This is a genomic window from Phenylobacterium sp. (genome assembly GCF_004799515.1).
In the GTDB taxonomy this organism is placed as follows: domain Bacteria; phylum Pseudomonadota; class Alphaproteobacteria; order Caulobacterales; family Caulobacteraceae; genus Phenylobacterium.
The window spans coordinates 1-11,939 of record NZ_SSMX01000016.1 but is presented as its reverse complement, the minus strand read 5'-3'; the positions used below and the strand labels follow the sequence as shown (position 1 = coordinate 11,939).

Annotated in this window: 16 protein-coding genes and 1 tRNA gene; 5 read left to right on the top strand and 12 right to left on the bottom strand. The window is 68.9% G+C overall.

Annotation, left to right across the window (positions count from 1 at the left end):
- From E8A49_RS06920 to rplJ, 5 genes are all read right to left on the bottom strand, one after another.
- On the bottom strand, positions 1-379 hold a 379-nt coding region (locus tag E8A49_RS06920), incomplete at its 3' end, for a hypothetical protein (protein ID WP_293378102.1).
- 358 nt (positions 380-737) lie between these two features.
- On the bottom strand, positions 738-1,553 hold the full coding sequence (locus E8A49_RS06915; protein ID WP_293378099.1) for a sterol desaturase family protein: 816 nt from the start codon (positions 1,551-1,553) through the stop codon (positions 738-740).
- Between the two features lie 93 nt (positions 1,554-1,646).
- Positions 1,647-2,714 (bottom strand): AraC family transcriptional regulator, encoded by a 1,068-nt coding sequence (locus tag E8A49_RS06910; protein WP_293378096.1) that lies wholly within the window; start codon positions 2,712-2,714, stop codon positions 1,647-1,649.
- 167 nt (positions 2,715-2,881) lie between these two features.
- Positions 2,882-3,274 (bottom strand): 50S ribosomal protein L7/L12, encoded by a 393-nt coding sequence (gene rplL, locus E8A49_RS06905; RefSeq protein ID WP_293378093.1) that lies wholly within the window; start codon positions 3,272-3,274, stop codon positions 2,882-2,884.
- A 42-nt stretch (positions 3,275-3,316) separates the two neighbouring features.
- A complete protein-coding gene (rplJ, locus tag E8A49_RS06900; protein WP_293378104.1) occupies positions 3,317-3,832 on the bottom strand; it encodes a 50S ribosomal protein L10 in 516 nt (171 codons plus the stop codon).
- Positions 3,833-4,163: 331 nt separating this feature from the next.
- On the opposite strand from rplJ, the gene E8A49_RS06895 reads away from it, so the two are divergent.
- Positions 4,164-4,568: a hypothetical protein gene (locus E8A49_RS06895; RefSeq protein WP_293378090.1), complete on the top strand. Its 405-nt coding sequence runs from the start codon at positions 4,164-4,166 to the stop codon at positions 4,566-4,568.
- Here E8A49_RS06895 and E8A49_RS06890 read toward each other — a convergent pair.
- The 3 genes from E8A49_RS06890 to rplK form a co-directional block, all read right to left on the bottom strand.
- On the bottom strand, positions 4,558-5,064 hold the full coding sequence (locus E8A49_RS06890; protein WP_293378087.1) for a GNAT family N-acetyltransferase: 507 nt from the start codon (positions 5,062-5,064) through the stop codon (positions 4,558-4,560). The two genes, E8A49_RS06895 and E8A49_RS06890, sit on opposite strands and share 11 nt — an antisense overlap.
- Before the next feature lie 69 nt (positions 5,065-5,133).
- The gene (rplA, locus tag E8A49_RS06885) at positions 5,134-5,823 is read right to left on the bottom strand and encodes a 50S ribosomal protein L1 (RefSeq protein WP_293378084.1); all 690 of its coding nucleotides are present in this window, start codon (positions 5,821-5,823) and stop codon (positions 5,134-5,136) included.
- A gap of 5 nt (positions 5,824-5,828) precedes the next feature.
- On the bottom strand, positions 5,829-6,260 hold the full coding sequence (gene rplK, locus E8A49_RS06880; protein ID WP_293378081.1) for a 50S ribosomal protein L11: 432 nt from the start codon (positions 6,258-6,260) through the stop codon (positions 5,829-5,831).
- 180 nt (positions 6,261-6,440) lie between these two features.
- Here rplK and E8A49_RS06875 point away from each other — a divergent pair, with 180 nt between their 5' ends.
- Positions 6,441-7,511, top strand: coding sequence for a tetratricopeptide repeat protein (locus E8A49_RS06875; protein ID WP_293378079.1), 1,071 nt, complete (start codon positions 6,441-6,443; stop codon positions 7,509-7,511).
- A 19-nt stretch (positions 7,512-7,530) separates the two neighbouring features.
- On the opposite strand, the gene nusG is transcribed toward E8A49_RS06875, so the two are convergent.
- The 3 genes from nusG to E8A49_RS06860 all read right to left on the bottom strand — a co-directional run bounded on the left by nusG (position 7,531) and on the right by E8A49_RS06860 (position 8,559).
- Positions 7,531-8,100: a transcription termination/antitermination protein NusG gene (gene nusG, locus E8A49_RS06870; RefSeq protein WP_293378076.1), complete on the bottom strand. Its 570-nt coding sequence runs from the start codon at positions 8,098-8,100 to the stop codon at positions 7,531-7,533.
- A gap of 10 nt (positions 8,101-8,110) precedes the next feature.
- A complete protein-coding gene (secE, locus tag E8A49_RS06865; protein WP_293378073.1) occupies positions 8,111-8,416 on the bottom strand; it encodes a preprotein translocase subunit SecE in 306 nt (101 codons plus the stop codon).
- A gap of 67 nt (positions 8,417-8,483) precedes the next feature.
- Positions 8,484-8,559: transfer RNA gene (locus E8A49_RS06860), tRNA-Trp, on the bottom strand.
- Between the two features lie 229 nt (positions 8,560-8,788).
- Here E8A49_RS06860 and E8A49_RS06855 point away from each other — a divergent pair.
- The 3 genes from E8A49_RS06855 (at position 8,789) to E8A49_RS06845 (ending at position 11,733) form a co-directional block, all read left to right on the top strand.
- The gene (locus tag E8A49_RS06855; protein ID WP_293378070.1) at positions 8,789-8,956 is read left to right on the top strand and encodes a hypothetical protein; all 168 of its coding nucleotides are present in this window, start codon (positions 8,789-8,791) and stop codon (positions 8,954-8,956) included.
- 107 nt (positions 8,957-9,063) lie between these two features.
- A complete protein-coding gene (locus E8A49_RS06850) occupies positions 9,064-9,657 on the top strand; it encodes a beta/gamma crystallin-related protein (protein WP_293378067.1) in 594 nt (197 codons plus the stop codon).
- A 3-nt stretch (positions 9,658-9,660) separates the two neighbouring features.
- The gene (locus E8A49_RS06845) at positions 9,661-11,733 is read left to right on the top strand and encodes an alkaline phosphatase D family protein (protein WP_293378064.1); all 2,073 of its coding nucleotides are present in this window, start codon (positions 9,661-9,663) and stop codon (positions 11,731-11,733) included.
- Positions 11,734-11,832: 99 nt separating this feature from the next.
- On the opposite strand, the gene E8A49_RS06840 is transcribed toward E8A49_RS06845, so the two are convergent.
- On the bottom strand, positions 11,833-11,939 hold a 107-nt coding region (locus E8A49_RS06840), incomplete at its 5' end, for a hypothetical protein (protein ID WP_293377252.1).

Sequence of the window (11,939 nt, the reverse complement as noted above, 5' to 3'; positions counted from 1 at the left end):
CCTGCTCCTTGATGTCCTTCACGGAGCGGGCGCCGGTCTCCTCGTCGGTCTCGAACACGATGAGGCGCAGCTTGACCTTCAGCGGCGCGGCGTAGGTCATGTCGCGCTGGACGCATTCCTCGACGTCGTACTTCGGCTCCTCGAACTCGTAGGAGACGTATTCGAGCACGGCGCGCTCGTTGAAATCCTTGATCGGGAAGACGGACTTGAAGACCGCCTCGATGCCCTCGTCCTTGCGGTCCGCCACGCGGGTCTCGCGCTGCAGGAACTGCTCGTAGGAAGAGCGCTGAACCTCGATGAGGTTCGGCATCTGCACGGCTTCAGGGATGCGGCCGAACGACTTGCGGATCCGCTTCTTACCGGTGAAGGATTGCGCCATGTTTGTCCCTTGAGGACGTCGGGGAACGGAGTCCCCGCGTCGGAATTTGTGTCCTGCGTCCACCCTCAACCGCCCGAAAAGGGGCGGCCGGACGCTGGATGAGCCCCTTGTCTCGCCAGGGGCGTCCCCTCGCGTGGTCGGAGGGCAACTGACCACGCCTCGGAACATTTCGCGCGCGGAACGCCGGATCACAGGAGCGCACGCAAGGGCGCTGCCGGAATCAGGGGATTTCGCGAAGGGGCTGAAATAGGACGTTTCCCGTAAGAAGGGAAGTCCCCTGCGCTAAGAAAAAATGGGGCGGCGCCGGATCCCTGCCGCCGCCGCCCCCAGGGGAGCTCGAAAAGGAGCCAATCGGCGCTCAGGCGTCCGCCAGCTGGGCCTTCGTCCGCGGGCCGCCGATCCGCCAGGCCGCCGCGGCGTAGCGCGCGTGGTAATCGGGGTGCTCGGTGCCCATCCAGCGGTCCCACCAGGTGAAGTAGAGGCCGTGATTGTAGCCCGCCTCGGCGTGGTGCAGGTCGTGATGGGTGGTGGTGGTCAGCCAGTCGATCAGCGGCCGGCCGTCGGCCCGCGCCGGCATCAGTTCATAGCCGCTGTGCAGCAGGGTGTTGCGGAAGATCTGGTGCACGATGAACAGCGGGATCACGCCCCACGGCGTCGGCGTGACCAAGGGCCACAGCACCACGAAGGAGACCATCATCACCGCCTCGCGCACGTCGAAGCTGTAGGCGGTGAAGGGCGACGGGTTATGGCTGCGGTGGTGCCGGCGGTGGAAGGCGCGGAACCGCCGCGGATGGTGCATCCAGCGGTGGACCCAATAGTAGTAGGCGTCGTGGCCCAGGATCATGCCCACCAGGCTGACCCCGAACCATACTGGCCCCCAATGGGTGGCCATGTCGGCCAAAGGATAGGCGCCCAGGCGGTCCAGCACGGTGATGCCGATGCTGATGGTCGAGAAGATCAGGATCGAGCGGATCGAGAACAGGAACTCGAACGCCATCTGCCGGGGCGCCGGCCGCTCGGCGCGGATGCGGCGGCGGCGCAGCAGCCAGGCCAGCGCGACCCACAGGGTGAACCAGACCGCCGCGGCGAAGACCACATAGCGGCGGGTGTCGGCGAAGGCGTCGGACAGCCAGATCCCGGGCAGATCGGAAAGCCAGGCGGGGACCGTCGGCATGGGAAGCTCCTTTCGGCGTTTGTCGCCTGGAGCAGACCGCGGGGCGCCGGGACCGTCTCGCCGAAGCCTCGGAAAGCCTCGCCGATTCCGAAATCAGACAGCTTCTTGCAAATCCGGCGAGGCCGAGAGCGCCTGGCGCCGCCAAGCGGTGGGCGTGACGCCGGTCACGGCGCGGAAGGCGCGGTTGAACGGCCCGAGCGAGCCGTAGCCCAGGTCGAAGGCGATCGCCGCCACCGTGGTCCGCGCCTCCGCCGGATCGGCCAGCCGGCGCTTGGCGGCCTCGATCCGGTGGGCGTTGAGGAAGTCGGCGAAGTTGCGGTGGCCGAGGCGTGTGTTGATCAGCCGCCGCAGCCGGTGCTCCGGCAGCGCCATCTCCTGGGCGAGCTGGCCGATGGTCAGGCCTTCGCGCCGCCAGCCCTCGGCCGCCATGATCGCATCGAGCTTCTGCAGCATCGCCCGCTCGACCGCCTCGCCCCGCGCGTCGGCCAGCTCGGCGCGCCGGCCGGCGGGCCCGAACACCGACGGCCGCGCCTGCAGGAAGACCGCGCCGAGCGCCAGGGTCAGCAGCGCCATGATCGCCGCCCCATAGACCTCGCCGGCCTCCAGCAGCATCCAGCCGCCGCTCAAAGGGTGCGCCCGGTTGATCAGGGACATCACCGACACGAACACGCCGAACACCGCGCCGAACCCCAGCAGGGGCGCCCTCGCCCACCGCCGGCCCTGCATCAGGTCGCCCCGCCAGCCGCGGGCCACCACCACGACGGCGTGGAGGGACAATAGGGCGCTGAAGCTGTTGCGCACGACCCAGACGGTCGCGGAGAATCCCGACGGCGCCTCGACCCACATGACCAGGCCGGACACGACAAGCAGGATCGTGGGCGTCGCCGTAAGCCAGGTCAGCGGCCAGTCCTCGAACACCACCATGACCAGCAGCCAGAAGGCGCTGCCGCTCGACAGCGCCAGGAACATAGGCGCCGGGCTGTGGCCCAGCGCCGCCCACAGCGGCTCGGATTCCGTCGTCATCCAGGCCGCGAGCGTCACCGCGGCGTAGACGCCGACGATCCTGGCGTCGCGGCTCACCTGGCTGCGCCCGATCGCCAGGCCCAGCATCAGGATCGCGCCCACGGCGAGGCCGCGGGTGAACATGTCGATCAGCAGCATGGAGTCGCTCGCCACACGCTGACGCTATCACGCTCGCCGCCGAGGAAAACGTGACGGTTAAGCCATGTTGGGCGCGCGGCCCCAGGAACGTCGCGCGCACAGCAAAAGGGCCGGAGATCGCTCTCCGGCCCTTCGCATTCCGTACCGCCCAATGGACGGCGCGAGGCTTACTTGATGGTGACGGAGGCGCCGGCTTCTTCCAGCTTCTTCTTCACTTCTTCGGCTTCCTGCTTGGAGACGTTTTCCTTGACGTTCTGCGGGGCGCCTTCGACCAGGTCCTTGGCTTCCTTCAGGCCGAGGTCCGGGCGGACCGAGCGGACTTCCTTGATCACGTTGATCTTCTTGTCGCCGCCGGCGGTGAGGACCACGGTGAACTCGGTTTGCTCTTCAGCCGCTTCGGCCGGAGCGGCGCCGGCGCCACCGGCGCCCGGCGCGGCGGCCACGGCCACCGGCGCGGCGGCGGAAACGCCCCACTTTTCTTCGAGGAGCTTGGACAGTTCGGAAGCTTCCAGGACGGTCAGCTTCGAGAGTTCGTCCACCAGGGTGTCGAGATTAGCCATGTGATGTTCCTTTGAGGTTCGGTTGTTTTGCGAAATTGACGATCAGGCGGCGTCTTTGGCGGCGTAGGCGCCGATGACGCGAGCGATCTGACCAGCCGGCGCCTGCAGGATGCCCGCGACCTTGGTCGCCGGAGCCTGGAGGAGGCCGATGATCTTGGCTCGGAGTTGGTCAAGCGACGGCAGGCTCGCGAGAGCCTTGATCGAAGCCTGGTCCAGCACCTGTTGACCCATGAGGCCGCCGACAATGGTGAACTTCTCATTGTCCTTGGCGTACTGGGTCGCGACCTTGGCGGCGGAGACAGCGTCCGGAGCGAAGGCGATCGCGACCGGGCCCTTGAAGAGGGCGTCGCCCGCTTCGCCGACCGAGCCGTTCAAGGCCTTTTGCACCAGGGTGTTCTTCACCACCTGCAGCTGGGCGCCTTCCTGACGAAGACGGCCCCGCAGATCGGTCATTTCCGCAACGGTCAGACCCATGTAGTGGGTCACGACCACGGCGCCGGCGCCGTCGAACACGCCTTTCAGCGTCTCGATGGCTTCCTGCTTTTGAGCGCGGTCCATTGCGGTCTCCAATACTCAGGTTCAGCGCGCGCGAGAGTGCGTGCGCCATCTACTCACCTGTCCGGTTTGGAAAGCCGCGGCCTCGCGCCATCCGCAAGGGACGGCCGGAGAACCTCATCTTCCCGTCTCCCCGCGGCTGAAGGTGGGCCCACCTTCACGTTCCGGCCGCCGGTGACCCCGGCGGCTACGCGGTTCTTGGACAGGATGGGGCGCGGTGTCCTGCGCCCCGTCCATCACGGGCCGAGACCCATGAAAACTCTAAGAGCGGGGGCCTTTACAGGAAGCGCGCGGGAAACTCAACTGCCGGCCTCGACGTGTCAGGGGGCTGACCATGCGTTTCCTCGCCATGACCGTGCTGGCCGCGGCCCTGATCGCGCCGTCCTTGCTGACGCCATCGGGAGCTCGCGCACAGGATACGCCGCTCGATCCCAACCCGGCCACCTGGCATGGCGCAGCCTTCGGACCGGAGCAGGTCTTCGAGGGCGACTACGCCAACGACTTCCAGACCAGCCGCTTCCACGCCGAGGGCGCGCCGGCGGGCCAGGACGACTGGCTGGCGGGCTGGCAGGACCGGCCGGGCGACGGCGGCGGCATCCTGCGCCGCTATCACCTGAAGTTCGTCGGCCGCCGCACGGCCGCGCCCGGCCAGTACGGCGGCCTCGGCAAATACCCGAATGAGGTCCTGATCACCCGCCTGGTCTCGGCCCGGCTGCTGATCGGCGACCCTAAGCCCTGAACCGCACGATCGGCCCGTCCCAGAGCGCGTCGTCGCGCTCGATCTCCTCGACCGAGGCGCCCACGACCGCGGCCGCCACCCGCCGCCAGAACGGCAAGGCCGCGGTGTTGCGCCGCGCCACCGCCATCTCCCAAAGGCCCGGCCGCGCCCGGATGATGTTCGTCGCCGCGGCGAAGCCCACGCCCGCTCGGCGGTGCTTGCGGACCACGAAAAACTCGGCGACCGCGTGATCCAGCGGCAGGCCGGAATGCGAGAAGCGGTTGATCAGGGCGAAGCCGGCCAAGTGGCCGCCGGCGCGGATCAGATAGGGCGTGCGATCGGCGTCCGTCCAATAGCTGTCCAGCCAGACGTATTGCGGGAAGCGGCCGTCTTCCTGCAGCTCGCCGTCCTCGCGCCCGCTCCACTGCTCGGAGAAGTCGTGGGTGTAGAGCTGGAAGAGGGTCTCCAGCACCGGTTTCTGGGCCGGCGTGGCGATCTCGAGCGCGACCTTGGCCATGGCGGGCTCCACGAAAAAGGGGAGCCGCGTCGCCGCGGCTCCCCCGATCTCTAGCCTATCGGCGATGCTTTAGGCGCCGGCCGAGGCCGTATCCACCTTGAAGCCCGGGCCCATCGTGGACGAGAGGCTGATCTTCTTGATGTAGATGCCCTTGGCGCCCGAGGGCTTGGCCTTGTTCAGCGCGTCGACCAGGGCCTTCACGTTTACCAGCAGCTGGTCGTCGGTGAACGAGGCCTTGCCGATGCCGGCGTGGATGATGCCGGTCTTCTCGGTGCGGAACTCGATGGCCCCGCCCTTGGCGTCCTTCACGGCCTGGCCGACGTTCGGCGTGACGGTGCCGACGCGCGGGTTCGGCATCAGGCCGCGCGGGCCCAGCACCTTACCGAGACGGCCGACCAGCGCCATCATGTCGGGCGTGGCGATCACGCGGTCGAAGTCCATGAACCCGCCCTGGATGCGTTCCACCAGGTCCTCGGCGCCGACGATGTCGGCCCCGGCGGCGGTGGCTTCGGCGGCCTTGGCGTCCTTGGCGATGACGGCGACGCGGACGTCGCGGCCGGTGCCCGAGGGCAGGCTGACCACGCCGCGGACCTGCTGGTCGGCGTGGCGCGGGTCGACGCCCAGGTTGACGGCGATCTCGACGCTTTCGTCGAACTTGGCCTTGGCGTTGGCTTTGACCAGCTTCACGGCCTCTTCGACCGGATGGGTGACGGTGCGGTCGCCGGTGAAGGCCTGGACGCGCTTGGGTTGCTTAGCCATCTGGTTCAGGCCTCCACAATGGTGAGACCCATCGAGCGCGCGGAGCCCTCGATGATCTTGGCGGCGGCCTCAACGTCGTTGGCGTTCAGGTCCTTCATCTTCTTCTCGGCGATGTCGCGCAGCTGGGTGCGGGTGATCTTGCCGGCGTTCTCGCGGCCCGGAGCCTTGGAGCCGGACTTAATGTTGATCGCCTGCTTGATGTAGTAGCTCGCTGGCGGAGTCTTGGTGATGAAGGTGAACGACTTGTCCTGATAGACGGTGATCACCGTCGGCAGGGGCGTACCCTTCTGTTCCTTCTCAGTGCGGGCGTTGAATTCCTTGCAGAAGCCCATGATGTTGACGCCGCGCTGGCCCAGCGCCGGCCCGATGGGCGGCGAAGGGGTGGCGGAGCCCGCGGGCACCTGCAGCTTGATATAGCCCAAGATCTTCTTGGCCATGCCTGTCTCCAATGCGGCGGCTAGTGAAAGCCGCCTATGTGGCCGTGGTGCGGGCAGCCCCTCCCACGGATTTGAGCTCGCAAGTCTCCCTGCGAAGCGGGCGCGTGTAGCAGGTCGCACCCTCCGGGGCAACCGCGCGGCGGCTGGCGCATCCCAAGCGCCTCCGTTATGGCGGGCGCCATGACGTCCGACCAGACCTCCGCCGACGCCCTTCGCGCCCAGGCCCGCGCCGCGGCGTCCGCCCGCCGCTACGCCGAGGCCGAGGCGCTGTTCCGCCAGGCGGTGGAGGCGGAGCCCGGGTCCTGGGGCGCCTGGCATGACCAGGGCGCCTTCCTGAGGATGGTCGGCCGATCGGCGGAGGCCGAGCAGAGCCTGCGCCAGGCCCTGGAGCTCTCCTCCGGCGATCCGCGCAGCCGCCACGCCCTGGGCATGGCCGTCCTCAGCCAGGGCCGCTACGTCGAGGGCTGGCCGCTGGTCGACGCCCGTCATGAGGTCCCGCAGTTCGGCCTGACCAAGGCCAAGCTGCCCTATCCGGAATGGAAGGGCGAAGATGTCGCCGGCCGGAAGTTCTTGATCTACCCCGAGCAGGGGTTCGGCGATGTGATCCAATATGTGCGCCTGGCGCCGTGGCTGAAGGCGCGCGGCGCCGACGTGACCCTGTTCACCCATCCGCTGATGACCCGGCTGATGGCCGGCAGCCTGGGCGTGCGGGTGATCGAAGCGGCCGGCAATGTCGAGTTCCCGATCCCCGACTACTGGGTGATGTCGGGCTCCCTGGTGGGCCGCTGCGGCCTGTCGCTGGAGGAGATCCCGAACGCGCCCTACCTCACCGCGCCCGCTGGCGCGCCCACGACGGGCGGCGGCATCGGCGTGGTCACGCGCGGGCGGCCGGAGCACCCGAACGACGCCAACCGCTCCCTGCCCCCGGACGCCGCGGCGCGGCTGATGGCCCTGCCCGGCGCGCGCAGCCTGCACCCTGACGACACCCAGGCCGCCGACTTCGCCGACACGGCCGCCCTGATCGCCCCGCTGGATCTGGTGATCTCGGTCGACACAGCCGTCGCCCACCTGGCCGCGGCCATGGGCAAGCCGACCTGGATCCTGCTGCCGGCCTTCATGACCGACTGGCGCTGGATGCAGGGCCGCGCCGACAGCCCCTGGTATCCTTCGGCGCGCCTGTTCCGGCAACCCGGCCTCGACAGCGGCTGGAACCCGGTGCTGGACGCGGTCGAGGTTGCGCTCGCCGGCTAGTCCTCGGCCACGAGGCCGATCAGCCGACCTTTTCGACCTGGTTGTATTCCAGCTCGACCGGGGTCGCGCGGCCGAAGATCGAGACGGTGACGCGCAGGCGGGCGCGCTCCTCGTCCACCTGCTCCACCGTGCCGTTGAAGCCGGCGAAGTTCGAATCGGTGATCCGCACGCTCTCGCCGATTTCGAAGGTGACGGTGGGCTTGGGCCGCTCCACGCCTTCCTCGATGGCGCCGATGATGCGGGCCACTTCCTTGTCGGAGACCGGCATCGGCTTGGAGCCGCTCCCCAGGAAGCCCGTCACCTTCGGGGTGTTCTTGATGAGGTGATAGGCCTCGTCGGTGAGCTCCATCTTCACCAGGACGTAGCCCGGGAAGAACTTGCGCTCGGCGTTGACCTTGCGGCCACGGCGGATCTCGACGACGTCCTCGGTGGGCACCAGGATGTCGGAGAAATTCTCCTCCAGTCCTTGCGACTTGGCCTGTTCGCGGATGCTCTCAGCCACCTTCTTCTCGAAGTTCGAGTAGGCGTGGACGATGTACCACTTGTGGCGCGGGTTGGACGGAGCGGTGGTTTCAGCAGCTTCAGACATGTCTTTGACCTTAACCCCCCGCGGCCAACTTGAGGATCTGATTGACGCTCAGGCTCACGCCCGCGTCGACCAGCCAGAAGAAGACCATGGCGACAACGACCATGATGGCGACCATCACCGAGGTGATCCAGGTTTCGCGACGGCTCGTCCAGGTGACCTTCCTGGCCTCCGCACGAACCTCGCGGGCGAACTGCGCGAGGGTGACGCGCTTCTTCGGTGTCGCCAGCGTCGCAGCCGACGGGCTCGCCATGACCGCGGCGGTTTTGGCGGCGCGGTTGCGAATTGCTTGCGGGCTGTTGCCCGGTTTCTTCGCCATGGCGGCTCTTTGAACTCTCGCTTTAGGGGCGGCGGACGTCGCGCCCCGGTCTTTCACATATATAGGGTGGCAGGAGTGGAGGGACTCGAACCCCCGGCCCTCGGTTTTGGAGACCGATGCTCTACCAGCTGAGCTACACTCCTAAGGCCCGCCCAACGACGGCCTCCGACAATGAAACAGCGCGCCGGAAGGCGGCAAGCCCTTCGGCGCGCGCGGCTCTTCGCCGGAGCCGGGTCGTTTAGCAGGGGCGCCCCCTTCGGGCAAGGCGGATCGCCAAGAGCTCCGGCGGGATCGCCAAGTCGCGCAGCGGGGATCGGATGCCGCCACCCAGCCGTTCGGATAGCGACGCTCGCCCTCATCCGGAGCCTCCCCATGGCCGACACCGACGCCCGCTACAACCGCGACGACGACCAGAAGCCGGGCTCTCCGCCCCGGTCGGCGACCGAGCCCGGCGGAGCCAAAGGCTCAGGCAAATCGCCCAAGACCCAGACCGACCCGTCGACCGGCAAGCCGAACAAGACGCCGCCCCGTCCGAACTGAGACCCGTCCATCGGGATGCCGGCGAATTGCGCCGTTCGTCGCGCGCGCTTTGTCCGCGGTCGCAAGGCCCCTAGACTGGCCGGATCATCCTTGGGGAGGTTCCGACCATGACACGCGCCCTCGTTCTGGCCGCCGCGATCGCCATGACCCTGGCCGCCGGCGCCGCGCAGTCGCAGCCGAGGGGCGCGCAGCCGCCGCCGGGCAACTACTTCCAGACCTGCCGAAACGTCTCGACCGCCGGCTATGGGCCCGGCGCGACCATGACCGCCGAGTGCCGCGACCGTAACGGCCGCTGGCGGCCCACCTCTGTCCGCTTCATGGGTTGCGACCGGATCGACAACCGCGACGGCCAGCTCGTCTGCCTTCCGCCGGGACCGGGCGGCCCACCGCCCTACGGACCGCCTCCGGGCCCGCCGCCCTACGGCCCGCCACCCGGCCCCGGCATGGGCCATGGACGCCTGACCCTATTCAGCGCTCCGGGCTTCGGCGGCCGGCCCTTCTCCACCGAGCGTGAGATCACCAACCTGCCGCGCGAATACAACGACCGGGCCATGAGCCTGCGGATCGAGGGCCGACGCGCCTGGATGGTCTGCACGGACAGCGACTTCCGCGGCCGTTGCCAAGTGTTCGACCGCGACGTTCCCGACCTCGGCCGCGTCGGCATGGCCGGCCAGGTCAGCTCCATGAGACCTGTGAGGTAAGGAATGGCAGGACGCGGCCCGGATCGACGCCGGTTCCTCGGCACGGCGGCCGCCCTCGGCCTGGCCGGCGCCTGGAGCCGGGCCAAGGCCGCGCCCTCGGCCCTGACCTGGACGGAGCGCCGCGACCTCTTCCCCGAGGGCGTGGCCTCCGGCGATCCGCAGGGCGACAGCGTCATCCTCTGGACACGGCGCCCGCCGGGCCCCGACGGCGCGGCCGCGCCCGGGCTCACTGTCGAGGTGGCCGAGGACGAGGCCTTCCGCCGGGTGGTGGCCACCGCCCCCGCCGCCGGCACGGCCGACAGCGACTGGACCGTGCGGGTGCTGGTGGGCGGGCTGAAGCCGTCGCGCGAATACTGGTACCGCTTCACTGGCGCGGACGGCTTCGGCAGCCGCATCGGCCGCACCACGACGGCGCCGGCCCTGGACGACCCCCGCCAGGTCCGCTTCGCCTTCGTCTCCTGTCAGAACGTCAACCAGGGCGCCCAGAACGCCTGGCGGCGGATGATCTGGGAGGATGAGCGCGCCCAGCCCGACCAACAGCTCGACTTCGTCGTCCACCTCGGCGACTTCATCTACGAGATCGTCTGGTACCCTGAGGATCGGCCGCAGGGGATGTACGACCGGCGGATCCGCGACATCGTCCGCTATCCCAACGGGGTGAAGTTCCAGGACCTGCACCTGCCGACGACGCTCACCGACTACCGCGCCGTCTACCGCGCCTACCTGGCCGACCCGGACATCCAGGACGCCCGCGCCCGCTTCGCCTTCGTCAACATGTGGGACAATCACGAGTTCTCCTGGCGCGGCTACCAGGGCATCGAGAAGTTCGGCAAGGAGGTGGTCTGGAGCCAAACCCGCAAGGTGGCCGCCAACCAGGCCTGGTTCGAATACCAGCCGGCGCGGGTGATCCACGCGGGCACGCTGCAGCAGTTCAAGGCGCCCAGGGTGGTCGACGCGCCGGTCACCGTCTTCGACGAGCACGGCCTGGGCCAGGAGCCCAACAACCTGGCCGCCATCGAGAGCCTGACCGGCTATCGCGCCCTGCGCTTCGGCCGCCACGTGGAGCTGATCCTCACCGACCAGCACAGCTATCGCACCGACGATCCGTTCGACGGGCCGGAAGCCGCCACCGTCAGCTTCGCCGACTTCCCGGACTTCTCGGCCTGTGAGGTCACCGAGGCGCTGGACGCCGGCCGCGCCTACGATGGCGGCGAGCCGCCCGCGACCCTGCCGCTCGGCGGCAAGCTGGTGGCCAACTACCGCAAGGACAGCCCGCCGGTGACCATGCTGGGCGCCCGGCAGAAGGCCTGGTTCTTCGACACGCTGAAGGCGTCCAAGGCCACCTGGAAGGTCTGGGGCGCCACCAACGGCACCCTGGAGCTGCGCGCCGATTTCCAGAACCTGCCGGCCGGCATGCCGAAGTGGCCCGGCGCGGGCTACGCCGACGGCGGCGGCGGCGACTGGTCCGGCTGCCTGCGCGAGCGGGCCGAGGTCTACGACTTCGTGCGCGACCACAGGATCACAGGCTTCGCCACCGTGGCCGGCGATCGGCACAGCTTCTGGGCGGGCCTGTCGGCCAAGGCCCTGCCGCCCAAGGCCTTCGAGCCGGTGGGGATCGCCTTCATCACCGGCTCGATCTCGGCGCCCGGCATGGTCGAGGCGATGAGCCACAACCTGCCCAAGGACCTGCCCACCCGCGCCCTTTACCTGCGCGACCGCCCCGACGGTCCGCCGGAGCCCACGGTCAACATGCTGATGCGCCACGGAGTGCGTTCGGCGCTGGAGTACGTGAAGAGCGGCGACGTCCAGGCGGCCCGCGCGCTCTCCAACCCCGACCTTTCGCCGCACCTGAGCTTCGTCGACATGGGCGGCCACGGCTATGCGGTGGTGCGCGCCTCGGCCGAAGCCTTCGAAACCGAGTTCGTCTGCATTCCGCGCCCGCTGGAGCGCAGCCCCACGCCGGACGGCGGCCCCCTGCTCTACCGCGTCGTCCACCGCGCCCCACTTTGGGCGGCCGGAGAACGTCCGCGGCTGGACCGGAAGGTGCTCGAGGGCGATCCGAAGCTGTCGATCTAGCGCCCAAGCAAAAGGCCGCCGGGGGTGGTCCCCGGCGGCCTGATGTTCAGCTTGGTCCCGGCTCGGCCTACGGGCTTCGCCCTTCGTTGGCCGGATCGCCTACTTGATGATCCGCGCCACGACGCCGGAGCCGACCGTGCGGCCGCCTTCGCGGATGGCGAAGCGCAGGCCCTGGTCCATGGCGATCGGGGTGATCAGCTCGACGT

Bases quoted from the DNA above. Each gene is read 5' to 3' on its own strand.
- E8A49_RS06915 (WP_293378099.1), bottom strand. From the start codon at position 1,553: ATGCCGACGGTCCCCGCCTGGCTTTCCGATCTGCCCGGGATCTGGCTG.
- E8A49_RS06910 (WP_293378096.1), bottom strand. From the start codon at position 2,714: ATGCTGCTGATCGACATGTTCACCCGCGGCCTCGCCGTGGGCGCGATC.
- rplL (WP_293378093.1), bottom strand. From the start codon at position 3,274: ATGGCTAATCTCGACACCCTGGTGGACGAACTCTCGAAGCTGACCGTC.
- rplJ (WP_293378104.1), bottom strand. From the start codon at position 3,832: ATGGACCGCGCTCAAAAGCAGGAAGCCATCGAGACGCTGAAAGGCGTG.
- E8A49_RS06895 (WP_293378090.1), top strand. From the start codon at position 4,164: ATGCGTTTCCTCGCCATGACCGTGCTGGCCGCGGCCCTGATCGCGCCG.
- E8A49_RS06890 (WP_293378087.1), bottom strand. From the start codon at position 5,064: ATGGCCAAGGTCGCGCTCGAGATCGCCACGCCGGCCCAGAAACCGGTG.
- rplA (WP_293378084.1), bottom strand. From the start codon at position 5,823: ATGGCTAAGCAACCCAAGCGCGTCCAGGCCTTCACCGGCGACCGCACC.
- rplK (WP_293378081.1), bottom strand. From the start codon at position 6,260: ATGGCCAAGAAGATCTTGGGCTATATCAAGCTGCAGGTGCCCGCGGGC.
- E8A49_RS06875 (WP_293378079.1), top strand. From the start codon at position 6,441: ATGACGTCCGACCAGACCTCCGCCGACGCCCTTCGCGCCCAGGCCCGC.
- nusG (WP_293378076.1), bottom strand. From the start codon at position 8,100: ATGTCTGAAGCTGCTGAAACCACCGCTCCGTCCAACCCGCGCCACAAG.
- secE (WP_293378073.1), bottom strand. From the start codon at position 8,416: ATGGCGAAGAAACCGGGCAACAGCCCGCAAGCAATTCGCAACCGCGCC.
- E8A49_RS06855 (WP_293378070.1), top strand. From the start codon at position 8,789: ATGGCCGACACCGACGCCCGCTACAACCGCGACGACGACCAGAAGCCG.
- E8A49_RS06850 (WP_293378067.1), top strand. From the start codon at position 9,064: ATGACACGCGCCCTCGTTCTGGCCGCCGCGATCGCCATGACCCTGGCC.
- E8A49_RS06845 (WP_293378064.1), top strand. From the start codon at position 9,661: ATGGCAGGACGCGGCCCGGATCGACGCCGGTTCCTCGGCACGGCGGCC.